This is a genomic window from Streptomyces dryopteridis (assembly GCF_049606955.1).
Taxonomy (GTDB): domain Bacteria; phylum Actinomycetota; class Actinomycetes; order Streptomycetales; family Streptomycetaceae; genus Streptomyces.
This window is the reverse complement of record NZ_CP187113.1, coordinates 2,004,628-2,029,067: the sequence shown is the minus strand read 5'-3', so window position 1 is coordinate 2,029,067 and position 24,440 is coordinate 2,004,628. Positions and strand designations below refer to the sequence as shown.

Below are 24,440 nucleotides of genomic sequence, written 5' to 3'. Positions count from 1 at the left end.
GAGGGGACGGGCGCCGTCGTGCGTGGGCGGGCTCAGCCGGCGGCCGGGGTGCCCGTGCCGATCGGGCAGCTCACGCCCGTGCCGCCGATGCCGCAGTAGCCGGCCGGGTTCTTGTCGAGGTACTGCTGGTGGTACTCCTCGGCGTTCCAGAACGGGCGGTCCGCCGCCGGCAGCACCGTCGTGGTGATCGTGCCGCGGTGGCCACCGGCCTGGAGGGAGCGCTGGTAGGTGTCCCGGGAGGACTCGGCCGCGGCCTGCTGCGCCTCGGAGTGCGTGTACACGGCCGAGCGGTACTGGGTGCCCACGTCGTTGCCCTGGCGGAAGCCCTGGGTCGGGTCGTGCGCCTCCCAGAACGTCTTCAGCAGGGTCTCGTACGAGATCAGCGCCGGGTCGAAGACCACCCGCACCACCTCGGTGTGCCCCGTCAGCCCCGAGCACACCTCCTCGTACGTCGGGTTCTCCGTGTATCCGCCCTGGTAGCCCACCAGCGTGGTCCACACGCCCGGCAGCCGCCAGAAGATCCGCTCGGCGCCCCAGAAGCAGCCGAGGCCGAAGTCGGCGACCTCCAGGCCGGCCGGGTAGGGGCCCGCGAGCGGGTGGTCCAGCACCGTGTGCCGGTCCGGGAGGGCGAACAGAGGTTCCGCCCGGCCGGTCAGGGCCTCCTCGCGGGCGGGCAGCTCGGGGGAACGGCGGAACGAGAACATGGCCTGGCCTCCTGAGAGTCGTCTACGAGCACAACAGTCGGGGGCCGGCGGACATTCCGCCGACCCCCGGACCTTCGCTCCCGACCCCCGCTCCCGACCCCGCGCCCGACCCGCACCTCCGTACGGTCCCGTCGCGGGCCCCGCCCGTCAGTGCGGGAGCGTCGCCGGGGAGCCGCCGTTCGCCTCGTACCCGGCCACCGCCAGCGCCCGGTACACCGCGTAAGCGCCCGCCGGGTCCGGCTCGTGCGACCAGGGCAGCGCGCCCACGTACCCGTCCACGTGCCGCACCTGCTCCATCGCCTCGGCCCACCGTTCCCCGTTCACCAGGAACCACAGCAGCAGGTGCCGCACGTGCGCCGCCATCGGGTCCTCCGGCCGGGACTGGCGCACGGCGAACATCGCGCCCTCCACGGCCCGCGTCACCACCTGCGTGCGCCAGAAGTCGCCCACCAGCACCACCTCCGGCAGGTGCGCCTGCACCGCGAACAGCGGCAGCGCCGCCAGCAGCGAGCCCCGCGGGGCGCGGGCCGCCGCCGTGTGGGCGAAGGCGTCGGCCTGCTCGGGGGAGCCGTGCCACTTCGCGCACCAGTACTGGAGCGCGTTCAGGTGGGCTCCCATGTGGGTCGGGGCCCGGTCGATGACCTTGGCCCACACCGCGTCGAACTCGGGGCCGGTCCAGCCCAGCCCGCGCGCGATCGTCAGTTGCACGATGTACGGCACGGGGTCGCCGGGGGAGAGCAGCGCGGCCTTCTCGGTGGCCTTCAGCGCCTCCTCCAGCATGATCCGGTGCTCGGTGGAGCCCACGCCCTCCGAGGACCGCCACGCCTTCTGCACGAGGAACTCGGCGTGCACCTGCGCGCACCCCGCGTCCTTCCCGGCCTCCAGCACCCAGCGCCGCAGCCAGGCCCCGCCCTCCTCGGGCCGCATCGCCTGGTCCAGGGCCGCCGCGCCCGCGAACGCCTGCACCCGCTGCCAGCGCAGCTCGCCCTCCTTCGGGGTGCCGGCCAGCAGGTACGAGGCGGCCTGCCAGGTGCCCGACTCCTGGACGGCCCGCAGGGCGTCCATCAGGTCCTCGTCCGGGCCGGGGACCCGGATGTCGAGCAGCTCCTGGCGGACGAAGCCGTAGTCCGCCGGGTCGGCGGCGTCGGCGGCGCCGGGGTGGACCAGGCGCAGTCCGCCGCCCGACCTGCGTCGGACGAACGAACCGATGATGAGCGCCAGCAGCACGCCCGTGCACAGCGCGAACACAATCTCCATGCCTCCAGCGAACCAGACGGGACGCGGGGAGCGCGAATGAGGCCGCGCGAGCGCCCCCGCGCCGTGCCCGCGCCGGACCCGTGCGGGGATCGTTTCGGGGGTGTGTCGGGGCGGCCCGCGCGGCCCGGATCCAAGCGGAACGTCCGCTTCCGGGGCATAGGCTCTGCCCATGAGCGACGACAGCCACGAGCACTCCAACTTCGAGACCCGCGCCATCCACGCGGGCAACACGGCCGACCCGCTGACCGGCGCGGTCGTCCCCCCGATCTACCAGGTCTCCACCTACAAGCAGGACGGCGTCGGCGGCCTGCGCGGCGGCTACGAGTACAGCCGCAGCGCCAACCCGACCCGCACCGCCCTGGAGGAGAACCTCGCGGCCCTCGAAGGCGGCACCCGCGGTCTCGCCTTCGCCTCCGGGCTGGCCGCCGAGGACTGCCTGCTGCGGACCCTGCTCTCGCCCGGCGACCACGTGGTCATCCCCAACGACGCGTACGGCGGCACCTTCCGCCTGTTCGCGAAGGTCGTCTCCCGCTGGGGCGTGGAGTGGTCCGTCGCCGACACCTCGGACCCGGCCGCGCTGCGCGCCGAACTCCGCCCGAACACCAAGGTGATCTGGGTGGAGACCCCCTCCAACCCGCTGCTCGGCATCACCGACATCGAGCTGGTCGCCGGGATCGCCCACGAGGCCGGCGCGAAGCTCGTCGTGGACAACACCTTCGCGTCCCCCTACCTCCAGCAGCCGCTCGCGCTCGGCGCGGACGTGGTCGTGCACTCGCTGACCAAGTACATGGGCGGGCACTCCGACGTGGTCGGCGGCGCGCTGGTGACGGCCGACGCGGCGCTGGGCGAGGAACTCGCCTACCACCAGAACGCGATGGGCGCCGTCGCCGGTCCCTTCGACTCGTGGATCGTGCTGCGCGGCATCAAGACCCTCGCGGTCCGCATGGACCGGCACGGGGAGAACGCGGCCCGGATCGCCGACATGCTCCTCGCGCACCCGAAGGTCACCCAGGTCCTCTACCCGGGTCTGCCCGAGCACCCGGGGCACGAGATCGCGGTCAAGCAGATGCGCGGCTTCGGCGGCATGATCTCCTTCCGCGTCGCGGGCGGCGAGGAGGCGGCGGTCGAGGTCTGCAACCGGGCGAAGCTGTTCACGCTCGGCGAGTCGCTGGGCGGCGTGGAGTCGCTGATCGAGCACCCGGGCCGGATGACGCACGCGTCGGCGGCGGGCTCCGCGCTGGAGGTCCCGGCGGACCTGGTGCGCCTGTCGGTGGGCATCGAGAACGTCTCCGACCTGCTCGCGGACCTCACGCAGGCGCTGGGCTAGGCCCTCTCTCCGGGCCGGACGCGGGCCGGGTCGGTCACCAGCCCTCCAGGGGCGGCGCGACCGAGCCCGGCTGCACCTCCCAGGGGCGGGTGAGCACCGCCCACACCGCGAACGCGACCGCCGCCATCCACAGCAGGGACCACCCGGTCCGGCGCAGGGCGGCCCGGCGGCGCAGCATGCGGGCGCCGCGTCCGGCGGCGGTGGCGGCCAGGTCCGGGGGCACGCGCGGGTACGGGCCCTCCAGCAGCACCCGGAGTTCGGCGGCGCGGCGTTCCGAGAGGCTCACCGGACACCGCCGGCCGCGGGCGCCGGGCCCGGTCGCGGGGCGCGCAGGGCGGTCCCGGCGCGGTTCACGAGCTGCCGGACCCGGTCGGCGGACAGTCCGAGCAGGGCCGCCACCTGCTCCTCCACCAGCCCCTCGTGCACCACCAGCACCACCGCCAGGCGTTCGGCGGGGGCGAGCCGGCCCAGCACCCCGCCCCGGTCGCGCTGGTGCCGCCAGGCGGAGCGGGCGAAGCCGGCGCAGAGCTCGGCGCGGGTGTGCGCGTACGGGTCGTCGTCGCGCAGCCGGGCCCAGCGCACCCAGGTGCGGGCCAGCGCGCCGGCGAGCAGGTCACGGGCGGCCGGCGCGGCGTCGGGGGGCTCGGCGGTCAGCAGGGTCGCGACGTGCAGGAGCCGGCCCGCCGCGCCCGCGACGAAGGCCTCGAACTCCCGGTGGAGCGTGGGCAAGGACAACCGGTCCACACCGTCCATGGTGCGGCCGGGCGCCCGGGGCGGGTCAAGAGGTGGGACCGGCCTCCGTGGCCGTGCCGACCGCTCCCATCAGCTCCGACAGGGAGAGGTTGAAACGGGTGAGGAGGGTGGTGAACGCCTCGCGTTCCTCCTCGGACCAGCCGTCGGTGACCCGGGCCATCAGCTCGCGGCGCGAGGAGCGGACCTCCTCCAGGCGTTCGAGCCCGCGCGCGGAGAGCCCGAGCACCACGGCACGGCCGTCCTCGGGGTGCGAGGCGCGGTCCACGAGCCCGCCGTCCACGAGCGGGGCCACCTGACGGGTCACGGTGGAGGAGTCGATGCCCATCCCGCAGGCCAGGGCCTTGACGCCCATGGGGCCTTCCAGGTCCAGCCGGTTGAGCAGCAGGTACGCGGCCCGGTCCATGGAGTTGCGGGCCTGGCCGACGCCGCCGAGGCGGGTCTGCTCGGCGCGCCGAGCGAACAGGGCCACCTGGTGCTGGAGCAGGTCGAGGAGGCCGGCCTCCCCGGCCGCCGAGGGCGCCGGCAGATCGGTGCCGGCAGAGGTGGTGGGCATGGCCGCGGTCTCTTTCGCGTGGGCCGACAGGGTTGGGGGACAGCGTACGCGCACGGGCCGGAAGCCGTACGGGTCGTGCGCGAACCGGTCCCGCGGGCCCGCTCTGCGGACCCCGCCGTCCGCTCTCCGGTACCCGGCGCCGGCCGCCCCGTCCACGGACCTCCTGCCCCCCGTCCCGGGCCCTCCCGCCCCCCACCCCCCGAACCCGGTGGTGCCACACTGATCACATGAATCACCTTGTGCCCCAGGCACTGCCGGAGGTCATCCTCGACGACGTCCGGGGCGCCCAGAAGATGCTGTCCGGGGTCTCGCGGCAGACCGCGTTGGAGGGGAGCCGGCACCTGACCGCGCTCACCGGGTCCCCGGTCCACCTCAAGTGCGAGAACCTCCAGCGCACCGGTTCGTTCAAGCTGCGCGGCGCCTACGTGCGGATCGCCGGGTTGCGGCCGGAGCAGCGGGCGGCCGGGGTGGTCGCGGCGAGCGCCGGCAACCACGCGCAGGGCGTGGCGCTGGCCTCCTCGCTGCTCGGCGTGCGCTCCACCGTGTTCATGCCGATGGGCGCCCCGCTGCCGAAGGTCGCGGCCACCCGGGACTACGGGGCGGAGGTGCGGCTGCACGGGCAGGTGGTGGACGAGACCCTTGCGGCGGCGCAGGAGTACGCGGAGAGCACCGGCGCGGTGTTCATCCACCCCTTCGACCACCGCGACATCATCGCCGGTCAGGGCACGGTGGGCCTGGAGATCCTGGAGCAGTGCCCCGAGGTCGACACCATCGTGGTCGGGATCGGCGGCGGCGGGCTCGCGGCCGGGGTGGCGGTGGCGGTGAAGGCGCTGCGGCCGGACGTGCGGATCGTGGGCGTGCAGGCGGCGGGCGCGGCCGCGTACCCGCCCTCGTTGGCGGCCGGACACCCGATCTCGGTGGACCACCCGAACACGATGGCCGACGGCATCAAGGTGGGCCGGCCCGGCGACGTGCCGTTCCGGATCATCGCGGAGCTGGTCGACGAGGTGCGGACGGTCTCCGAGGACGCCCTGTCCAGCGCGCTCCTGCTGTGCCTGGAGCGGGCCAAGCTGGTCGTGGAGCCGGCGGGGTGCAGTCCGGTGGCGGCGCTGATGAGCGAGCCGGAGCGGTACGGGCGCGGGCCGGTGGTCGCGGTGCTCTCGGGCGGGAACGTGGACCCGCTGCTGCTCCAGCGGATCCTGCGGCACGGCATGGCCTCCTCGGGCCGCTACCTCTCGCTGCGGGTGCGGCTGGCGGACCGGCCGGGGGCGCTGGCCGGGATGCTCGGCGTGCTGTCGACGGCGGACGCGAACGTGATCGACGTCAGCCACGTGCGGACCGATCCGCGGCTGGGGCTGACGGAGGTCGAGGTGGAGCTGCACCTGGAGACGAAGGGGCCCGAGCACTGCGCGGCGGTGGCGCGGACCCTGCACGCGGCCGGGTACACGGTCGCGACCTGAGCGGAGCGGGCGCCCTCGGGCGCCGGGAAGCCCCGCGTCGGCCTTCGGGCGGGCGCGGGGCTGCTTCGTGTGGGGGCGGGTTTGGTGTGTGGGTTTATTGCGTGGCGGGACGCGATACAACGCGATAGGGTGCCGGCATCGCCCGTTCGGCCGAGCGCGTCGGCCCGGCCGAACCTAGGATTCGTACAGGAAACAACCGGTTCGTCCCGCCGGTTCGCCGGCCGTCACGCCCGTTCCGTCGCACCACGCGTTTCGTGATCCGTTCCGCCACTCGATCAGCACAGGGAGAATCCCCTATGCCAGGCGCCATTCACGCCGAGGGGCTCGTGAAGTCCTTCGGCGACGTCCGGGCCTTGGACGGTGTCGACCTCGACGTCCCCGAGGGCACCGTCCTCGGCCTGCTCGGCCCGAACGGGGCCGGCAAGACCACCACCGTGCGCGTGCTGACCACGCTGCTGCGGCCCGACCGCGGCACCGCGACCGTCGCGGGCGTCGACGTCCTCAAGCACCCCAACGAGGTCCGCCGGCTGATCGGCCTGTCCGGCCAGTTCGCGGCCGTCGACGAGTACCTCACCGGCCGCGAGAACCTCGTCATGGTCGGCCGGCTCTACCAGATGCGCGGACCCGCGGCCAAGGCGCGGGCGGTGGAACTGCTCGAACGTTTCCACCTCACCGACGCCGCCGACCGGCCCGCCAAGACCTACTCCGGCGGCATGCGCCGCCGGCTCGACCTGGCCGCCGCCCTCGTCGTGCGCCCGCCCGTCATGTTCATGGACGAGCCCACCACCGGCCTCGACCCGCGCAACCGGCAGCAACTGTGGGACGTGATCCAGGAGTTGGTGGCCGGCGGCACCACCCTGCTGCTGACCACCCAGTACCTGGAGGAGGCCGACCACCTCGCCCACGACATCGCCGTCGTGGACCACGGCCGGGTCATCGCCCGGGGCACCTCCGACCAGCTCAAGGCCCGTACCGGCGGGGAGCGGGTGGAGGTCGTGGTCCGCGAACGCGAGCACCTCGACCTCGCCGAGGGGGTGTTGCGCGGTTTCGGCAAGGGTGAGGTCGCCGTGGAGGGCCACACCCGCAGGCTCACCGTGCCGGTCGCCGGCGGGGCCAAGCTGCTCGCCGAGGTGATCCGCGAACTCGACGGGCGGGGCGTGGAGATCGACGACATCGGCCTGCGCAGGCCCACCCTGGACGACGTGTTCCTGTCGCTGACCGGGCACGCGGCCGAGATCGGCGGCGAGGGCGGCGAGGGCGGGGACGAGAACGGGAGCGGGGGCGGCGCGGGCGCGGGGCGCGGTCGGGCGAGGAACGCGAAGAAGGAGTCCGCATGAGCGCCGTGAGCACCACCCCCGTCGCACCCCCGGCCCCGCGCGGCTCGGGCGGCCTCGGGCAGTCCGTGCGCGACTCGCTGGTGATGACCCAGCGCAACCTGCTGCGCATGAAGCGGATCCCCGAGATGGTGATCTTCGGGCTCGTGCAGCCGGTCATGTTCGTCGTGTTGTTCAGCTACGTGTTCGGCGGGTCGATCGCGGTCGGCGGCAGCACCTCGCCCGCCGCGTACCGCGAGTTCCTGATGGCCGGCATCTTCGCGCAGACGGTCACCTTCGCGACCGCCGGCGCGGGCGCCGGCATCGCCGACGACATGCACAAGGGGCTCATCGACCGGTTCCGGTCGCTGCCGATGGCGCGCGGCGCCGTGCTCACCGGCCGCACCCTGGCCGACCTGGTGCAGACCGCGCTGACGGTGGTCGTGCTCGCGGTGGTCGCCCTGCTGGTCGGCTGGCGCACGCACGAGAACCTCGGCAAGGTGCTGCTGGGCTTCGTGCTGCTGCTCCTGCTCGGCTACGCGTTCTCGTGGATCGGGGCGCTGATCGGACTGTCCGTGCGGACCCCGGAGGCGGCGACCTCGGGCGGGTTGATCTGGTTGTTCCCGCTCACGTTCATCTCCAATGCGTTCGTGGACTCCAACCACCTGCCGACGTTCCTGCGGCACATCGCCGAGTGGAACCCGTTCAGCGCCACCGTGCAGGCCGCCCGGCAGCTGTTCGGGAACCTGCCGCCCGGCTACGAGGCCCCGGCCGCGTGGCCGATGCAGCACCCGATCCTGGCCTCGGTGCTGTGGTCCGTCGTGATCATCGCGGTGTTCCGGACCCTCGCCGTCCGCAAGTACCGCTCGGCCTCGGCCTAGCGCGGCGGGAGGTCGCGGGGCGGGAGGTCGCGGGTCGGGACGGCGCGAGGGCCCGCGCGGACGGTGCGTCCGCGCGGGCCCTCGTGGCGTCCCGCGGGTCGGGGCGGCCGGTCGGTCAGCCGGTGAAGGGCTTGACGTCCAGGATCCGCACCATGGCCTTGCGGCCGTTGGGCAGCTCGTACTCCGCGTCGTCACCGACCCGGCGCCCGTTGACGCCCGAGCCCAGCGGGGACTGCGGGGAGTAGGTCTCGAACTCGCTGGAGGCGTATTCGCGCGAGGCCAGGAGGAAGGACAGGGTGTCGTCCGGGTCGCCGTCGAAGGCGATGGTCACGACGGTGCCCGGGGCGACCTCGCCCTCCGCGGCGTTGGCCGTGCCGACCTTCGCGGTCTCCAGGAGCTGGGTGAGCTGACGCACGCGCAGCTCCTGCTTGCCCTGCTCTTCCTTGGCCGCGTGGTACCCGCCGTTCTCGCGGAGGTCGCCCTCCTCGCGGGCCGCGGCGATCTTGGCGGTGATCTCCGCACGGGCGGGACCAGACAGGTACTCCAGCTCGGCCTTGAGCTGGTCGTACGCCTCCTGGGTCAGCCAGGTGACGCTCTCGCTCGTCTGGGTCACAGGTGCTCCTCGTCGGTACAGGGATCTCTCACAGCCACATAGCCGCTCTCGGCGTGGCGAAACCACGAGCCTAACAATTGGAAGGCCGAACGGGGAGGACGCGAGGTGGGTGAAATGCGTCGAAGTCGATCGGCCGGGGACGATCGGAACGGCTGGTTCCGATCGGTTCCGGACGGTGACGGACCGGTTCGGGCGGGTGCCGGCGGATCCGGGCGGGTGCGGGTGCCGGGTGCGGGTGGGTGTGGGTGCGGGCGGCGCGGGTTCGCGTGCGCGGGGCCCGGTCAGACCGCCCGGCAGCCCACCAGCTCGATCATCGTGGCCCGCGCCGTCGTGCGCAGCGTGACCATCTCGTCCACCCGCGTGTCCGCCGCGTCGAAGGTGTAGTCGGCGCGACCCACCTCGGCGTGGTCCTTGTCCTGCGAGATCAGGGTGCACACCCCGGCCGTGCCCGCGTCCTTGCGCACCTCCAGGTGCGCCCGCACCTCGGAGTCCGAGACCACGTCGTACTTGATCACCTCGGCGCTGACCCGCTGCCCGGCGATGTAGTCCCAGCCGATCCAGCCCACCACGCCCAGCAGCACCACGCCCAGCACCGAGCCCACCACCTTCAGGCGGCGGTCCGCGCGTTCGTCCGCCGACCGGCCGTAGCGACCCTCGGGCAGTCCTTCGCGTACCGCGCTCATCGCGTGGGTTCCTCTCGTGCGGGCCGGGTGATGCCACCCGAGGAATTTTCCGTCCCCCGTTTCGGTCACTATAGAAGCCGCCAGATCGTCACCCGACCGCCGCCCCGGCACATCACCGCCCGGCCAGATCCCGGGCGAGATCTTCGAACGGCGTCCGATTTCACCAGAGGATCCTGTCTTGACCGAGCAGCTTCGACTCATGGCCGTGCACGCCCACCCCGACGACGAGTCGAGCAAGGGCGCGGCCACCATGGCCAAGTACGTCTCCGAGGGGGTGCCGGTCCTCGTCGTGACCTGCACGGGCGGCGAGCGCGGCTCGGTCCTCAACCCCAAGCTCCAGGGGGACCCCTACATCGAGGAGAACATCCACGAGGTCCGCCGCAAGGAGATGGACGAGGCCCGCGACATCCTCGGCGTCGACCAGGAATGGCTCGGCTACGTGGACTCCGGCCTCCCCGAGGGCGACCCGCTGCCCCCGCTCCCCGAGGGCTGCTTCGCCCTCGCCGACGTGGACGAGGCCGCCGGCCGGCTGGTCCGCAAGATCCGCGCGTTCCGCCCGCAGGTGATCACCACCTACGACGAGAACGGCGGCTACCCGCACCCCGACCACATCATGACCCACAAGATCACGATGGTCGCGTTCGACGGCGCCGCCGACACCGAGAAGTACCCCGAGGCCGAATTCGGCCCCGCCTACCAGCCGCTCAAGCTCTACTACAACCAGGGCTTCAACAAGCCGCGCACCATCGCCCTCCACGAGGCGCTGCTCTCGCGCGGCCTGGAATCCCCCTACGGCGAGTGGCTGGAGCGCTGGAAGGAATTCGAGCGCAAGGAACGCACCCTCACCACGCACATCCCGTGCGCCGAGTTCTTCGAGATCCGCGACAAGGCCCTGATCGCGCACGCCACCCAGATCGACCCCGACGGCGGCTGGTTCCGGGTCCCGATGGAGATCCAGAAGGAGGTCTGGCCCACGGAGGAGTACGAGCTGGCGAAGTCCCTCGTCGACTCGACCATCCCCGAGTCCGACCTCTTCGCGGGCATCCGGGAGAATGACCGGTCATGAGCGCTACTCACGCAGCAGTGACCCAGCTCCTCCCGCTGGCCGCGGACACCTTCGACAAGAACAAGGTGACCCCGGGCCTGCTCGGCTTCGTCGTCTTCGCCCTCCTCGCCCTGGGCGTGTGGGGCCTGATGAAGTCGATGAGCCGGCACATGGGCAAGGTGAACTTCGAGGAGGCCCCCGAACCGGCGGTCGCCGGCGCGGGCACGCCCCGGGCGAAGGGCACGAAGAAGACGGCGTGACACGACGGGCCCGGACGCGGACGCGACTGCGGGCGCGGCGCGCGGGGCTCGACCCCCGCGACGGGCCCGGGCGCGAGCCCAGGCGTGGGTGCGGGTGTGGCGTGCGGGGTTCGACCCTCGCGACGGGCCCGGGCGTGGGTGCGGGTGCGGGTGTGGCGTGCGGGGTTCGCCCCCCCCCGACGGGCCCGGGCGCGAGCCCGGGCGTGGGTGCGGGTGCGGTGCGCGGGGCTCGACCCCGCCGCCCCGCCCGCCGGACGCCCCGTGCCCCGGCCTCCGGCCGCTGACGCCCGCTGACGCCCGTGCCGCGACGGCGGGCCGCTGAGGCCCGTGCCACGAGGGCGCGGGCCGGCGGAGCCCGCCCGCGCGACTTGTCGCCGCCCCCCCGTCGTCGCCCGAGACCGGGCCCGCCCCGGGCGGCCCGGTCGCGGGCGAGCCGGGGCGGGCCCGGGCGCGGGCGGGCCCGGGCGGGGGGCGCGTGCCGTGGCCCGGGTCAGTCCTCGTCGCCGGCCGGGCCCGGGTCCGGGGGCGTGACGGGGCTCGGGACGCCGATCGTCTCGCGGGCGTACCGGCCCGGGGTCATGCCCAGGCGCCACGCCGGCCACTCCTCCGTCGGGTCCACCCCGCGCGTCAGGATCAGCCCGTACGCCTCCACGCACTCCGCCAGCCGCTCGTCCCGCGCCGGATGCGGGGTCGCCGCCAGCCGGGTCAGGTCGGCCCGCGCCTCCGCCGCGTCGCCCGGCACCGCGTACGGCAACAGCGTGCAGCGCAGGAACCGCGCCCAGTCCTCCCCGCGCCGGTCCCCGTACGAACCGAACAGCCCGATCGCCTCCTCGCACAGCCCCAGGGCCTGCGGGATCCGCCCGTTGCCCGCGTCGATCACGGCCAGCTCCAGGCAGGTCCACGCCTCCCCGTGCGGCAGACCCACCCGCCGGAAGTCCGTGCGCGAGTCCGTGAGCAACTGTCGGGCGAAACCCGAATTGCGCAGGTTCCCGGTCTGCGCGGCCCGCAGGTCCCGCGACAGCCGGCCCGACTGGTGCCGCGCCCCCGCCAGCCCGTACAGATCCCGCATCCGCGAGAACATCGTGCGCGCCCGCTCCAGCTCCCGCACCGCCTCCTCCGGCTCGCCCGCGTCCTCCAACGCCTGCCCCAGGTGGTAGCGGGTCCACGCCTCCCCGCGCGCGTCCTCCGCGTCCCGGTGCCGCTCCAGGGCCTCCCGCAGCGCCGGCACGGCCGTCCGCGGATCCCCGTCCACCACCCGGGCCCGCCCGAGCTGCGTCAACGCCCACGCCTCCCCGCGCGCGTCCCGCGTCCGCCCGTACAGCTCCAGGGCCGCCCGCAGCTCCTCCTCCGCGCGCGGCACGTCGTTCACCCGCAGCCACACCTGCCCCAGCTGGAAGTGCGCCCACGCCTCCCCGTGCACGCTCTCGTTCTCCCGGTGCAGCGCCAGCGAGGTGCCCAGCAGCTCCACCGCCTCCGCCAACCGCGCCCGGTCCCGCTGCACGGCGGCCAGCGCGTGCAGCGCCCACGCCCGGTCCCCGGCCAGCTCCGGTGCCCGCTGGAGCCCGATGGCCTCCTCGATCCGGGCAGCCGCCTCGGCCAGGTGCCCCTGGTGGTGCAGGGTGATGCCCAGCGAGACCAGGGCCCGGGCCGCACCCGGCTCGTACCGGCTCTCGCGGTACTGGTCCACGACGCCGGCCAGGGTGGTGCGGGCCGTGTCGAGGTCGCCGAGCTGCCGGGCCGCGATGCCCGTGCGCCAGGCCACCGAGGACCGCATCAACCGGCGCGGCGGCGGAACCGCCGCCGGATCGGGGCCCGGCTCCGCCGGCGTGCCCACCGGATCCGGACCCGGACCCGCCCCGGACTCGGGCACCCCGGCCACGAGCACGGCCGCCCCGCCGCCGCCGACGCCGGGCCCGGGGCCCACGTCCACGCCGATCCCGCCGCCGACCGCGTTCCCCACCGCCGCCGTGTACACCTGCGTCAGCTCGTTCAGCTCCCCGAGCCGGTACAGATCGCCCCGCAGCAGACAGAAGTCGCACAACGCGCCCAGCAGGTCCAGCACCGCCCGCTGGTCCACGTCCGCCATCGCCTCCGGCCGCCGCAGCGCCGCCGTGATGAAGCTCGACTCGTCCTCCAGCCAGCGCAGCGCCGCGTCCAGGGAGCCGAAACCGTGCCCGTCGAAACTGCTGGTGCGGGTGGACATCTTGCCGTCCACCAAGCGGATCACGGCGTCCGCGAGCTGCGCGTACGTGCGAATCAACCGCCCGTGCGCCGCCGACGCCCCCGCCCGGTCCTCCTCCGCCGCCAGCCGGGCCGCCGCGAAGGCCCGCACCGCGTCGTGCATCCGGTACCGCTCCCCGCGCACGAGGTCCAACAACCCCGCCCCGGCCAGCGCCCCCAGCAGCCGGCCCGCCGTCGCCCGGTCGGTGTCCACGAGCGCCGCCGCCGCCTCCGCGCCCAGCGAGGCCCGCCCCGCCAACGACAGCCGGCGCAGCAACCGCCGGTGCTCCTCCGGCAGCGTCCGGTACGCCAAGGCCAAGGCCCACCCCAGCGGCTCCGCCTGCGGCACCTCCGGCAGCGCGCCACCGGCCGCCCGCACGCTCTCGGACGCCCCCGCCAGCACCCGCAACGCCAACGGCAACCCGCCCGCCCGCTCCGCGACCGCCGCGAGCTCCGCGTCGGGCCGGGGCCCGTCCCCGGCCAGCAGGGCCGCGGCGTCGGCCTCGGCGAGCCGGGCCACCGGCAGGTGGTGCACCCACGCCACCAGATCGTCCGGCAGCGCCAACGGATGCCGGGCGGTCACCAACACCAGCGAATCGGACCGCTCCGGCACCAACGGCCGCACCTGCGCCGCGTCCACCGCGTCGTCCAGGATCAGCGTCACGGCGGTGTCCCGCAGATGCCGGTCGTACAGGTCCGCCAACCGCCGGGTCTGCGCCTGCGCGCCCGAACGGTCCCGGAACAACAACTGGTCCCGGGGCGCCCCGAGCCGGTTGAGCACGTGCAACAGCCCGTCCCGCGCCGTCAGCGGCGCCGCCCCCACCCCCGAGTCCGGGGAACCGCCGCGCAGGTCCACCACGCACGCCCCCCGGTACTGGTCCCGCAGGGCGTGCGCGGCCGCCAGGGCCAGACTCGTGCGACCCACCCCCGGCTCGCCGTGCAGCACGACGACCACCGGCCGGGTCTCGGTGCCGGCGCGCGCGGCCGCCACCCACTGCGCGATCCGCGTCAGCTCCGCCCGTCGGCCCCCGAACCGCTCCCCGGGCGGCGGCAGGTGCCGGAACGACTGATCCAGGGCGGTGCGCCGGCGGGCCTCGGCGCTGCGGTCCGCGCCCCGCAGGGGCAGGGCCGTCGGCGCGCCGTTCCCGGCGGGCCGGGGGCGCGGCGGGCCGGCCTCGGCGGCGATCGCGGCGGTCGGCGCCGGCCGCCCGGCGGCCCCGCTCGGCGCGGCCCCGGTATCGGACTCGCCGCCGACCTTGGTGCCGGCGCCGGCCCGGGGCCGCTGCCGCTCCAGGAACGGCCGGATCCCCCGCACCTCCAACGCCGACAACCACTGCAACCGCAACGTCTCCGGCCCCCCGGGCCGGCCCAGCTCCCCGGCCCGGCGATGCGCCGCCGGCAACTGCCCGACGGTCACCTTGGCCACGGTCGCGGCGGCCCCCGCCACCGCCGTGATCACCCCGACGGTCACGGCCGTCCCCGCCGGCACGTCCAGCGCGAGATCCGCCCCGAACGCGGCGACCGCCGACACCCCGGTCGCGAGCAACGCGGCGGAGGCGCTCCGCCGCCGCCCGTCCCCGTCCGGCACCCGCGCGGCGGCGCCGTCGAGGGCGGCGACGTACGCGTCGTACTCGACGGCGGCCGTCGCCGCGAGCGAGTCCAACGCGGCCCGCCCCCGCGCCAACAACGCGTCCCGCTCCCCCGACGAGACCCCGCCCCGCCGCACCTCCTCGTCCACGGCCCGCACCAACACCCCGTCGGCGGCGCCACGATGACTCTCCCGCATCAGCCTCCCCCTCACCCGACCCGGACCCGACACCCCAGTCTCCGCCGCAACCCCACTCCAGCGCGACCCAACGGGCGTTGCAGATTGGGTGGTTGAGAGCCCAGAAGCCGTTTCCTCCGAAGGCGGCACCGATACGTGCGCGGTTCGAGCTGTGGGGATGGCCGGCACCGGTAATGAGTTACAGCTATGGGGTTGGCGCTACGGAATGTGTTCAGTCGTATCGGCATATGAATGCGGCGATAATTGAAAAGAGGATGCGGTGAAGTTTTCGAAAATTAATCGAAAGCGACTTGCTCTGGCTGCGCACCAGAACTATCCGCTAGCGTACGGAGCGCTTGTGTTAAATGCGTGAAGGAGTGCATGTGCGTGCCACGGAGACCGTCCTCAAGGCCTTGCTGCAAGGTGACAGGCAATACCTTGTGCCGCTGTACCAAAGGGCGTACAGCTGGAGGCGTGAAAACCTGAACAGGCTGTGGGTCGATATTCTCCGCGTGCTCGATTCAGAAGAACAAGACGGTCATTTCCTCGGATCCATTGTGCTTGCTCCGAGTCCGCAGCGATCGGCTTCAGGCGTGCAGTGCTGGCTCGTCGTGGACGGACAGCAGAGGGTTACGACCCTGAGCATTCTGCTCTGTGCGATTCGAGACCACTGTGAACTGAAGCTTCCCACGCTGGCTCGGAAGATCAACGTTCAGTACCTGATGAACGAATTTGCCGAGAGTTCCGAGCGCTATACGCTGTTGCCGACTCAGGCGGATCGCGCTTCCTGGGTGAATATCCTTGAAAAATCTCCTGAAGCCGGCGGCGAAGATGGAGTCGGTGATGCGTACAGGTTTTTCAAGGGATGCCTAGAAGGGCTGATCGATCCAGATGCGGACGATCTCGAAGGCCAATATCAGAAACTTGAACAGGCAGTTGCCAGTCGCCTTAATTTTGTTGAAATCTCAGCCCATCCCGACGATAATGTTTATCGGATTTTCGAATCTCTGAACAATACCGGAATGAAGCTGACGCAGGCTGACCTGCTCCGGAACTATGTATTCATGAGGCTGCCACGTTCCGCCGAGAAAATCTACACTCATCATTGGTTGCCCATTCAGAGGATGCTGAGTGATACGCAGCTGGTCAATCTAATTTGGCTCGATGTTCTCTTGAGGGACGGAAGGCGTGCTACCCAGCATTCGATTTATCAAGATCAGCAGCGATATTTGAGCAAATTTGAGACGGAAGATGAGGTGGGTGAATGGGTGGTTCGCCTCCATGGCTTGGCGCGGATTTTCCGTCGAGTGCTTAAGCCGTCGCTTGAATCCGACGTCCTGGTTCGCAAGGCTCTTGATCGGCTCCTTCGTTGGAGGTCGAACGTTGTTTACCCGATCTGTGTGAAGACGCTTATGGCGTTTGACGCTCGTCGGATTAATTCGCGCGAGGCGAGTGCGATCTTGCGTGTTGTTGAAAGCTATCTTGTTCGACAGTTGATTGTCGGGGTGAGGCGAGCCGGAAATAACGTCATGATGAGTGACCTTATTGGATCGCTCAGTGACGAAGAATTCAACGCCGAGACTGTGACCAGGATCCTCAGTCGTCAACGCAACAGGTTCCCCACGGACTCAGACCTTAGGCAGGCAATGTTGGAGCAGCCCTTCTATTGGCGAGGGAAGGAGTGGCATAAGCTGTTTATTCTGCGCTGTCTGGAGGAGGCGAGTGCCAGGGGCGAGGTGATTGATTTCGAGAACTCCAAGGTCACGATCGAGCACGTAATGCCTCAGTCCACGACCCTGGATTGGGAGGCAGTGTTGGCCGAGTGTGCTCAATCTGGTGAGTGCGCAGAAGAAGCCCTCTCGCCGGCAGAGCTGCACGCCCAATTTGTTCACACGATCGGAAACCTTACCCTTTCGGCCTACAATGGAACTCTGTCGAATAAAAAGTTTGAAGAGAAGCGGGAAATCCTGGCCAATAGCGGTTTGTTCATGAATGTCCAGATTTCGCGAGAGTCGCGTTGGGGGATTGCGCAGATCAAAGAACGGGGGGAATTTCTTGCAGAATTGGCTATCGAGATCTGGCCCGGGCCGGATGGCTCTCCGCCGGACACTTTGACGAACCCTAAAGTGGCAATCCTGCGTCAAGTCCTGAGTGAGATCCCTGCGGGGCGCTGGACAAATTATCAGACCCTCGCGCAAGCTGCCGGGACGAATCGAAAATCTGTGAGCAAATGGCTGGCCGACTACGACTTGCCCAACAGTCATCGAGTCCTCAAAAGCGACGGATCGCTTCCGGCGAGGCTGTCTAAAGGCCTGAGTGATCCGGAAGAGCAGATGAGTCGCCTGATGAGTGAAGGGATCCTGTTCGGAGTGAACGACAAGGCTCATGGGAAGTACAGCGTCGATGCCAGAGGATTGACGACTCTGGTGGAGCAACGACTGGAAGGTGCTGAAGGAGAAGATTGTGGTTTGCTGGGATTCGATTTCTTTCCGAAGCCGAGGGGAGGGGCGGTCGCAGAATGATGTCCCGGTGATGCGCAACTCCGTGCAGAGTGAGTGTCCGCCGGGTTGATGGTCAGCAGAGTTCCTGTGGGTATGGCATGGAGTGTTCTGGTCTGCCGGGTTCAGGATGGGTTCGGTGGGCCGGAGGCGATGGGCAGGGGTCGGGGCATAGGTTGGGGGGATGGTTAATCGACTCGGGGACGAGACCTCGCCCTATCTGTTGCAGCATGCCGAGAATCCCGTCGACTGGTGGCCCTGGGCGCCCGAGGCGTTCGAGGAGGCTCGGCGGCGGGGGGTGCCCGTGTTGTTGTCCGTGGGGTACGCCGCCTGTCACTGGTGTCATGTGATGGCGCACGAGTCCTTCGAGGACGAGTTGACCGCCGCGTACATGAACGAGCACTTCGTCAACGTCAAGGTGGACCGCGAGGAGCGGCCCGATGTGGACGCCGTGTACATGGAGGCCGTGCAGGCCGCCACCGGGCAGGGCGGGTGGCCGATGACCGTGTTCCTGACGCCCGACGCCGCGCCGTTCTACTTCGGGACCTACTTCCCGCCCGAGCCCCGGCACCGGATGCCCTCCTTCATGCAGGTCCTCGAAGGGGTGCGGACCGCGTGGGTGGGCAAGCCCGAGGAGGTCGCCGAGGTCGCCGCCAAGGTGGTGGCCGATCTGAACGGGCGGTCCGTGGCCGCGCACGCCGAGTCGGGGGTGCCCGGGCCGGAGGAGTCGGCGCGGGCGCTGCTCGGGTTGACCACCGAGTACGACGAGGTGCGTGGCGGGTTCGCGGGCGCGCCCAAGTTCCCGCCGTCCATGGTGTTGGAGTTCCTGCTGCGCCACCACGCGCGGACCGGGTCGCAGGGCGCGCTCGACATGGTCGAGGGGACCTGTGAGGCGATGGCGCGGGGCGGGATCCACGATCAGCTCGGCGGCGGGTTCGCGCGGTACTCCGTGGACCGGGAGTGGATCGTGCCGCACTTCGAGAAGATGCTGTACGACAACGCCCTGCTGTGCCGGGCGTACGCGCACCTGTGGCGGTCCACCGGGTCGGAGCTCGCGCGGCGGGTGGCCCTGGACACGGCCGATTTCATCGTGCGGGAGCTGCGCACGCCGGAGGGCGGGTTCGCGTCCGCGTTGGACGCCGACTCGGTGGACCCGGCCACGGGCGCCTCGGTGGAGGGCGCGTTCTACGTGTGGACGCCCGAGCGGTTGACGGAGGTGCTGGGCGAGGCGGACGGCGCGTTCGCGGCGGCCCTGTACGGGGTGACCGAGGAGGGCACGTTCGAGCACGGGGCCTCCGTGCTGCGGCTGCTCGCGGATCCGGCGCCCGAGGACGCGGAGCGGGCCGAGAGGGTGCGGGCGCGGTTGTTCGCGGCGCGTGCGGAGCGGCCGGCGCCGGGGCGGGACGACAAGGTGGTGGCGGCCTGGAACGGGCTGGCGATCGGCGCGCTCGCCGAGTGCGGGGCCCTGTTCGACCGCCCGGACCTGGTGGAGCGGGCCACGGAGGCGGCGGACCTGCTGGTGCGCGTGCACCTCGATCCGCGGGCGCGGCTCGCGCGGACCAGCCGGGACGGGCGGGTCGGGTCGAGCGCGGGGGTGCTGGAGGACTACGGGGACGTGGCCGAGGGCTTCCTGACGTTGGCCTCGGTGACCGGCGAGGGGGTGTGGCTGGAGTTCGCGGGATTCCTCTGCGACCTGATCCTGGCCCGCTTCGTGGGTGACGACGGCACCCTGTACGACACGGCGCACGACGCGGAGCCCCTGATCCGGCGCCCGCAGGACCCGACGGACAACGCGGCGCCCTCGGGGTGGACGGCAGCGGCCGGCGCGCTGTTGTCGTACTCCGCGCACACGGGCTCGGTGCCGCACCGGGCGGCGGCCGAGCGGGCGCTGGGCGTGGTGAAGGCGCTGGGGCCGCGGGTGCCGCGGTTCATCGGGCACGGGCTGTCGGTGGCGGAGGCGCTGCTGGACGGGCCGCGGGAGATCGCGGTCGTGGGCGATCCGGCGGATCCGGCGACGGCGGCGCTGCGGGCGGTGGCGCTGGCCGCGCCGACGCCGGGGGCGGTGCTGGCGGTGGGGCCGGAGCCGACGGAGGCGGCGGGGGCGGAGTTCCCGTTGCTGCGGGGGCGGGTGCCGGAGGGGGGTCGGCCGACGGCGTACGTGTGCCGGCACTTCGTGTGCGAGCGGCCGACGGCCGATCCGGAGGAGTTGGCCGAGCGTCTCGCCTGAGGCCGGGGCGGGTACCGGACCGGCCGTGACACACGAGGACCCCGGGGCGGCGTGCGCTCCGGGGTCCTCGTGCGTGCCGGTGGTGTGCGGGCCGGTCAGGCGTGCTGGTAGGCGGCCAGGGAGATGCTCACGTAGTGGGCGACGAAGGCGGCCAGGGTGAGGGCGTGGAAGACCTCGTGGAAGCCGAAGAAGCGGGGGGAGGGGTTGGGGCGCTTGATGCCGTAGATGACCCCGCCGACGCTGTAGAGCAGGCCGCCGACGACGACCAGGACGAGGACGGCGATGCCGCCGCTGCGCAGGAAGTCGGGCAGGAAGAAGACGGCGGCCCAGCCCATGGCGATGTAGCAGGGGGTGTAGAGCCAGCGGGGGGCGCCGACCCAGAAGACGCGGAAGGCGATGCCGGCGGCGGCGGCGATCCACACGGCCCACAGCAGGGTGCTGCCGGTGGAGTCGGGCAGCAGGAGCACGGTGAGGGGGGTGTAGGTGCCGGCGATGATGAGGAAGATGTTGGCGTGGTCGAGGCGGCGCAGGATGGCCTCGCCGCGCGGGCCCCAGGTGCCGCGGTGGTACAGCGCGCTGATGCCGAAGAGCAGGCAGGCGGTGAGCACGTAGACCCCGCACGCGACGCGGGCGCGGGTGGAGTCGGTGAAGGTCATCAGGGCCACGCCGGCGATGATCACGGCGGGGAACATGCCGGCGTGCAGCCAGCCGCGCAGCAGTGGCTTGCCGGCGTCGAGGGTCGGCGTCGGGGAGGGGAGCGGCGCGCCGGCCGCGGCGTCGGCAGTCATGCGGCCATGCTACCTACGGTTCCGTAGGTTTCGGCGCGGGCGGGTCGGCCGGTTCGTCCGGGACCCAGCGCAGCAGGTCGCCGGGCTGGCAGTCGAGGGCCTCGCAGAGGGCGGCGAGGGTGGCGAAGCGGACGGCCTTGGCGCGGTCGTTCTTGAGGACGGCGAGGTTGGCGGGGGTGATGCCGACGCGTTCGGCGAGTTCGCCCACCGACATCTTGCGGCGGGCGAGGAGCACGTCGATCTCGACGAGGATCGGCATCAGATCACGCTCTCCAGTTCGCTGCGCATGGAGCCCGCGCGGGCCAGGAGCACGCGCAGGACGAGGACGACGAGGGCGGCGCAGAGGATGGTCAGGCCGGCCACGCCGATGAGCAGCACGATCCCGGGGGGCACGGCCTCGCCGGGGGCCAGGATGAGGCCGAGGGCGAAGGTGAGGACCCCGGCGGCGGCGAGCGCGCCGAGGACGGTGTGCACGGGGCGGAAGGCGGCGGGGGAGAAGACGGTGTCCCGGCGCACCATCGTCACCAGGCGCCACACGCACACCAGGATCACCTGGAGGGCGAGCAGGCCGAGGACGATGATCGCGGTCACCATCAGGGGGCGGGGCGCGATGTCGTGGTCCGGGCCCGTCGACAGCAGGTCGAAGGCCGTCGAGCCGATGAGCAGTCCCTGGGCGGCCAGGGAGCCGGCGAACAGTGCCACGAGCACGGCGCGCAGTGCGCGCACGGTGATCTTCTCCATGGCCCCTTCCCTTCTCGATCTCTCGTGTGACGATCGGAATCTATCGAGAAACGATAGGTGACGGCAAGAGGGCGCGGGTGTTCCCGTCGGGCCCCGTCAGGTGATCCCGCGCGGATCCGGTCGGCGCGTGGTCGACGTCCGGTCGGTGCGCGCGCCGGGGTTTCGGGCCGGCGTGCGCCCCCGGTGTGGGGGATCCGGGTGCACTCCCGGCCGGGGGGTGTGAAACGGGCCGCACCGAGGAATCTGTGGTGGCGCGACCCGTTCGGCGTCGTACTGCGGGCTTTGCGCCCGCTTTGCCGAAGATTGATGCGAGTGGCGATGCTCACGTGAGAGGCCCTCTGGACATATGCGCACCCGCACCGGATGATCAGATGAGTGCGGTCGACACCGGATGAGCGGAGCGCGAAGCGTCCGGGTCGCAGCCCCCACGGGGCCAACACCAAACAAAACCCCTCATCAAGGAGCAATCGTGGCGCGCGAGAACGCGGCTCCCACCTCCACCCCCACCACCCACCGCGAGCTGATCGCCTGGGTCGACGAGATCGCGGCCCTCACCGAGCCGGACCGCGTGGTCTGGTGCGACGGCTCCGAGGCCGAGTACGAGCGCCTGTGCGAGGAGCTCGTCGCGAAGGGCACGTTCACGAGGCTCGACCCCACGCTCCGGCCGAACTCGTACCACGCCGCCTCCGACCCCACCGACGTCGCGCGCGTCGAGGACCGGACCTTCATCTGCTCCGAGCGCGAGGAGGACGCCGGCCCCACCAACCACTGGATGGCCCCGGCCGCGATGAAGGAGCTGTTCACCGGCTCCGCCCCCGGCGCCGAGGGCGGCCTGTTCCGCGGCGCCATGCGCGGGCGCACCATGTACGTCGTGCCCTTCTGCATGGGCCCGCTCGGCTCCCCGCTGTCCGCGATGGGCGTCGAGATCACCGACTCCGCCTACGTCGCCGTCTCCATGCGCACCATGACCCGCATGGGCACCGCCGTCCTCGACGAGCTCGGCACCGACGGCGCCTTCGTCAAGGCCGTCCACACCCTCGGCGCCCCGCTCGCCGCCGGCGAGGCCGACGTGCCCTGGCCCTGCAACCCCACCAAGTACATCTCGCACTTCCCCGAGACCCGCGAGATCTGGTCCTACGGCTCCGGCTACGGCGGCAACGCCCTGCTCGGCAAGAAGTGCTACGCCCTGCGCATCGCCTCCGTCATGGCGCGCGACGAGGGCTGGCTCGCCGAGCACATGCTGATCCTCAAGCTCACCCCGCCGCAGGGCGAGGCCAAGTACGTCGCCGCCGCCTTCCCGAGCGCCTGCGGCAAGACCAACCTGGCCATGCTGGAGCCCACCATCCCCGGCTGGACCGTGGAGACCATCGGCGACGACATCGCCTGGATGCGCTTCGGCGAGGACGGCCGGCTGTACGCGATCAACCCCGAGGCCGGGTTCTTCGGCGTCGCCCCCGGCACCGGCGAGCACACCAACGCCAACGCCATGAAGACCCTCTGGGGCAACTCCGTCTTCACCAACGTGGCCCTCACCGACGACGGCGACGTGTGGTGGGAGGGCATGACCGAGGAGACCCCCGCCCACCTCACCGACTGGAAGGGCAACGACTGGACCCCGGAGTCCGGCACCCCCGCCGCGCACCCCAACGCCCGGTTCACCGTGCCCGCCGGCCAGTGCCCGACCATCGCCCCCGAGTGGGAGGACCCGCGCGGGGTCCCGATCTCCGCGATCCTCTTCGGCGGCCGGCGCGCCTCCGCCGTGCCCCTGGTCACCGAGTCCTTCGACTGGAACCACGGCGTGTTCATCGGCGCCAACGTGGCCTCCGAGAAGACCGCCGCCGCCGAGGGCAAGGTCGGCGAACTGCGCCGCGACCCCTTCGCCATGCTGCCGTTCTGCGGCTACAACATGGGCGACTACATGGCCCACTGGGTCAAGGTCGGCGCCGACCGGGACCAGGCCAAGCTGCCCAAGATCTACTACGTGAACTGGTTCCGCAAGAACGACCGCGGCGAGTTCGTGTGGCCCGGCTTCGGCGAGAACAGCCGCGTCCTGAAGTGGATCGTCGAACGCCTCGACGGCGCCGCCGAAGGCGTCGAGACCCCGATCGGCGTCCTGCCGACCCTGGCCTCCCTCGACACCGACGGCCTGGACCTGCCCACCGCCGACCTGGAGTTCCTGCTCTCGGTCGACAAGGAGGTCTGGCGCGAGGAGGCCGCCCTGGTCCCCGCGCACCTGGACACCTTCGGCTCCCACACCCCCAAGGAACTGTGGGACCAGTACCACGCGCTGGTCGAACGCCTCGGCTGACCGCCGACCCCAGAAAGATCGTTTCAGCGGAGGGCATTCCGCGCCCCGCGCCCCGGACCGGCACCCCCGGCCCGGGGCGCGGGCGCGCCCGCCCCGAGCTCGGAGGGTGCCCGGAGGCGCGGCGCTCAGAGAATCGGACGGGCCGCCTCCGCGCGCGCGATCCCGTTCCGGCACGCGTCCCGGAACGCCCGGAAGCGGGCGTTCCAGCTCCGCGCCCGGCCGCCCCGGCTGCCGAAGTCGTCGAAGAGCGAACGCCGCAGCTCCGTCGTGATCTCCAGCTGCACTCCCCCGCCCAGCAGGGTGCCGTTGCATATGTTGTCCACGTGGTCCCCGTTGAGCTGCCGCAGCCGCTCGAACCACACCGGGTCGAACGCGTCGATCGCCTGGAAACCCGCCGCCCGCAACTCCCGCAGCACCTCCGCCCGCGCGAGGGCGTCCCGACCGCCCACGACCACCGCCGCCGGGTCCGCGCCCGTGCCGGTCAGCCCCACCTGGGCCGCCGTGCACCCGTGCAGGCTCAGCGTGGACTGCGCGCCGGCCGCCAGCGAACGGGCCACCTGGTCGTCGCAGTTGCGGGAGGTGACGTGCAGCGCCTTGTTGTCCGAGCCGCGCAGGCCCTCGAACAGCCAGTGGTCGTACAAGGCGCCGTCCAGCAGGACCTTCGCCGGATCGGCCGGGTCGTAGCCCGCGATGCCCAGACACAGCTCCGAGGTGCCCATCTCGATCCCGCCGCCGTGCAGGGCCAGGATCACGGTCCGCCCGAACGACGGCCCCGCGACCGGCGCGAAGGACCCGTCCGCGTGCGCGTGCCGCCGGTGCCGGCGCCCGTAGTCGGTGCCCTCCACGACCGAGGGGTCCCGGTAGAGGGCAGTGTTCGACGGGTACTCGACGTCGGCTCGCACGGCCGGGGCGGGAGCCGGGGCGGCGACGGCGGCGGACGCGGTGCCGGTCGCCGTGACGGCCGACACCCCCAGGGCCGCCGTCAACACGGTGCGACGACGGGCGGAAGGAACGGACGGTTGTTCGAAGATGTTCATGATCAGG

21 protein-coding genes are annotated in these 24,440 nt (G+C 72.0%); 9 read left to right on the top strand and 12 right to left on the bottom strand.

Annotation, left to right across the window (positions count from 1 at the left end):
• Positions 1 to 32: 32 nt before the first annotated feature.
• Positions 33 to 704 (bottom strand): peptide-methionine (S)-S-oxide reductase MsrA, encoded by a 672-nt coding sequence (msrA, locus tag ACN20G_RS08325; protein WP_424212099.1) that lies wholly within the window; start codon positions 702 to 704, stop codon positions 33 to 35.
• A gap of 147 nt (positions 705 to 851) precedes the next feature.
• A complete protein-coding gene (locus ACN20G_RS08320) occupies positions 852 to 1,961 on the bottom strand; it encodes a hypothetical protein (RefSeq protein WP_424212098.1) in 1,110 nt (369 codons plus the stop codon).
• Positions 1,962 to 2,130: 169 nt separating this feature from the next.
• Here ACN20G_RS08320 and ACN20G_RS08315 point away from each other — a divergent pair, with 169 nt between their 5' ends.
• Positions 2,131 to 3,288: a cystathionine gamma-synthase gene (locus tag ACN20G_RS08315; RefSeq protein WP_424212097.1), complete on the top strand. Its 1,158-nt coding sequence runs from the start codon at positions 2,131 to 2,133 to the stop codon at positions 3,286 to 3,288.
• 34 nt (positions 3,289 to 3,322) lie between these two features.
• Here the strand turns inward: ACN20G_RS08315 and ACN20G_RS08310 are convergent, their stop codons facing one another.
• From ACN20G_RS08310 to ACN20G_RS08300, 3 genes are read right to left on the bottom strand one after another with little or no spacing between them, the layout of a single operon-like run.
• Complete coding sequence (locus tag ACN20G_RS08310; protein ID WP_424212096.1) at positions 3,323 to 3,574, bottom strand: hypothetical protein; 252 nt, start codon at positions 3,572 to 3,574, stop codon at positions 3,323 to 3,325.
• A complete protein-coding gene (locus tag ACN20G_RS08305) occupies positions 3,571 to 4,032 on the bottom strand; it encodes a sigma factor-like helix-turn-helix DNA-binding protein (protein ID WP_424212095.1) in 462 nt (153 codons plus the stop codon). The genes ACN20G_RS08310 and ACN20G_RS08305 overlap by 4 nt, the downstream gene beginning before the upstream one ends.
• A 34-nt stretch (positions 4,033 to 4,066) precedes the next feature.
• Entirely contained in the window at positions 4,067 to 4,594 is a 528-nt protein-coding gene (locus tag ACN20G_RS08300; protein WP_424212094.1) for a MarR family winged helix-turn-helix transcriptional regulator, read from the bottom strand.
• 227 nt (positions 4,595 to 4,821) lie between these two features.
• Here ACN20G_RS08300 and ilvA point away from each other — a divergent pair, with 227 nt between their 5' ends.
• From ilvA to ACN20G_RS08285, 3 genes are all read left to right on the top strand, one after another.
• A complete protein-coding gene (gene ilvA, locus ACN20G_RS08295; protein WP_424212093.1) occupies positions 4,822 to 6,054 on the top strand; it encodes a threonine ammonia-lyase in 1,233 nt (410 codons plus the stop codon).
• Between the two features lie 296 nt (positions 6,055 to 6,350).
• The gene (locus ACN20G_RS08290) at positions 6,351 to 7,391 is read left to right on the top strand and encodes an ATP-binding cassette domain-containing protein (protein ID WP_424212092.1); all 1,041 of its coding nucleotides are present in this window, start codon (positions 6,351 to 6,353) and stop codon (positions 7,389 to 7,391) included.
• Positions 7,388 to 8,248, top strand: a complete 861-nt coding sequence (locus ACN20G_RS08285; RefSeq protein ID WP_424212091.1) for an ABC transporter permease — start codon at positions 7,388 to 7,390, stop codon at positions 8,246 to 8,248. Before ACN20G_RS08290 ends, ACN20G_RS08285 begins: the two co-directional genes overlap by 4 nt.
• 115 nt (positions 8,249 to 8,363) lie before the next feature.
• Here the strand turns inward: ACN20G_RS08285 and greA are convergent, their stop codons facing one another.
• Together greA and ACN20G_RS08275 are read right to left on the bottom strand one after the other, a co-directional pair.
• Entirely contained in the window at positions 8,364 to 8,861 is a 498-nt protein-coding gene (gene greA / locus ACN20G_RS08280) for a transcription elongation factor GreA (RefSeq protein ID WP_424212090.1), read from the bottom strand.
• Positions 8,862 to 9,142: 281 nt separating this feature from the next.
• Positions 9,143 to 9,544, bottom strand: a complete 402-nt coding sequence (locus ACN20G_RS08275) for a DUF4307 domain-containing protein (protein WP_424212089.1) — start codon at positions 9,542 to 9,544, stop codon at positions 9,143 to 9,145.
• 178 nt (positions 9,545 to 9,722) lie between these two features.
• On the opposite strand from ACN20G_RS08275, the gene mca reads away from it, so the two are divergent.
• Together mca and ACN20G_RS08265 are read left to right on the top strand one after the other, a co-directional pair.
• Entirely contained in the window at positions 9,723 to 10,610 is an 888-nt protein-coding gene (mca, locus tag ACN20G_RS08270; protein WP_424212088.1) for a mycothiol conjugate amidase Mca, read from the top strand.
• Positions 10,607 to 10,849: a hypothetical protein gene (locus ACN20G_RS08265; RefSeq protein ID WP_424212087.1), complete on the top strand. Its 243-nt coding sequence runs from the start codon at positions 10,607 to 10,609 to the stop codon at positions 10,847 to 10,849. Before mca ends, ACN20G_RS08265 begins: the two co-directional genes overlap by 4 nt.
• A 490-nt stretch (positions 10,850 to 11,339) precedes the next feature.
• Here the strand turns inward: ACN20G_RS08265 and ACN20G_RS08260 are convergent, their stop codons facing one another.
• Positions 11,340 to 14,855, bottom strand: coding sequence for a tetratricopeptide repeat protein (locus tag ACN20G_RS08260; protein WP_424212086.1), 3,516 nt, complete (start codon positions 14,853 to 14,855; stop codon positions 11,340 to 11,342).
• 362 nt (positions 14,856 to 15,217) lie between these two features.
• On the opposite strand from ACN20G_RS08260, the gene ACN20G_RS08255 reads away from it, so the two are divergent.
• Positions 15,218 to 17,356, top strand: coding sequence for a GmrSD restriction endonuclease domain-containing protein (locus ACN20G_RS08255; RefSeq protein ID WP_424212085.1), 2,139 nt, complete (start codon positions 15,218 to 15,220; stop codon positions 17,354 to 17,356).
• Positions 17,357 to 17,516: 160 nt separating this feature from the next.
• Positions 17,517 to 19,559 carry a thioredoxin domain-containing protein gene (locus tag ACN20G_RS08250; RefSeq protein WP_424212084.1) on the top strand — a complete coding sequence of 681 codons (2,043 nt, stop codon included), beginning with the start codon at positions 17,517 to 17,519 and terminating at the stop codon, positions 19,557 to 19,559.
• A gap of 95 nt (positions 19,560 to 19,654) precedes the next feature.
• On the opposite strand, the gene trhA is transcribed toward ACN20G_RS08250, so the two are convergent.
• The 3 genes from trhA to ACN20G_RS08235 are packed head-to-tail and all read right to left on the bottom strand — an operon-like array spanning position 19,655 to position 21,088.
• On the bottom strand, positions 19,655 to 20,347 hold the full coding sequence (gene trhA / locus ACN20G_RS08245; RefSeq protein WP_424212083.1) for a PAQR family membrane homeostasis protein TrhA: 693 nt from the start codon (positions 20,345 to 20,347) through the stop codon (positions 19,655 to 19,657).
• Positions 20,348 to 20,360: 13 nt separating this feature from the next.
• Positions 20,361 to 20,606 (bottom strand): helix-turn-helix domain-containing protein, encoded by a 246-nt coding sequence (locus ACN20G_RS08240; protein ID WP_424212082.1) that lies wholly within the window; start codon positions 20,604 to 20,606, stop codon positions 20,361 to 20,363.
• Positions 20,606 to 21,088 carry a DUF2975 domain-containing protein gene (locus tag ACN20G_RS08235; RefSeq protein ID WP_424212081.1) on the bottom strand — a complete coding sequence of 161 codons (483 nt, stop codon included), beginning with the start codon at positions 21,086 to 21,088 and terminating at the stop codon, positions 20,606 to 20,608. Before ACN20G_RS08235 ends, ACN20G_RS08240 begins: the two co-directional genes overlap by 1 nt.
• 469 nt (positions 21,089 to 21,557) lie before the next feature.
• Between ACN20G_RS08235 and ACN20G_RS08230 the strand changes: the two genes are divergently transcribed.
• On the top strand, positions 21,558 to 23,396 hold the full coding sequence (locus ACN20G_RS08230) for a phosphoenolpyruvate carboxykinase (GTP) (protein ID WP_424212080.1): 1,839 nt from the start codon (positions 21,558 to 21,560) through the stop codon (positions 23,394 to 23,396).
• Positions 23,397 to 23,521: 125 nt separating this feature from the next.
• Here ACN20G_RS08230 and ACN20G_RS08225 read toward each other — a convergent pair whose 3' ends face one another.
• Complete coding sequence (locus ACN20G_RS08225; protein ID WP_424212079.1) at positions 23,522 to 24,433, bottom strand: poly-gamma-glutamate hydrolase family protein; 912 nt, start codon at positions 24,431 to 24,433, stop codon at positions 23,522 to 23,524.
• Positions 24,434 to 24,440 lie beyond the last annotated feature (7 nt).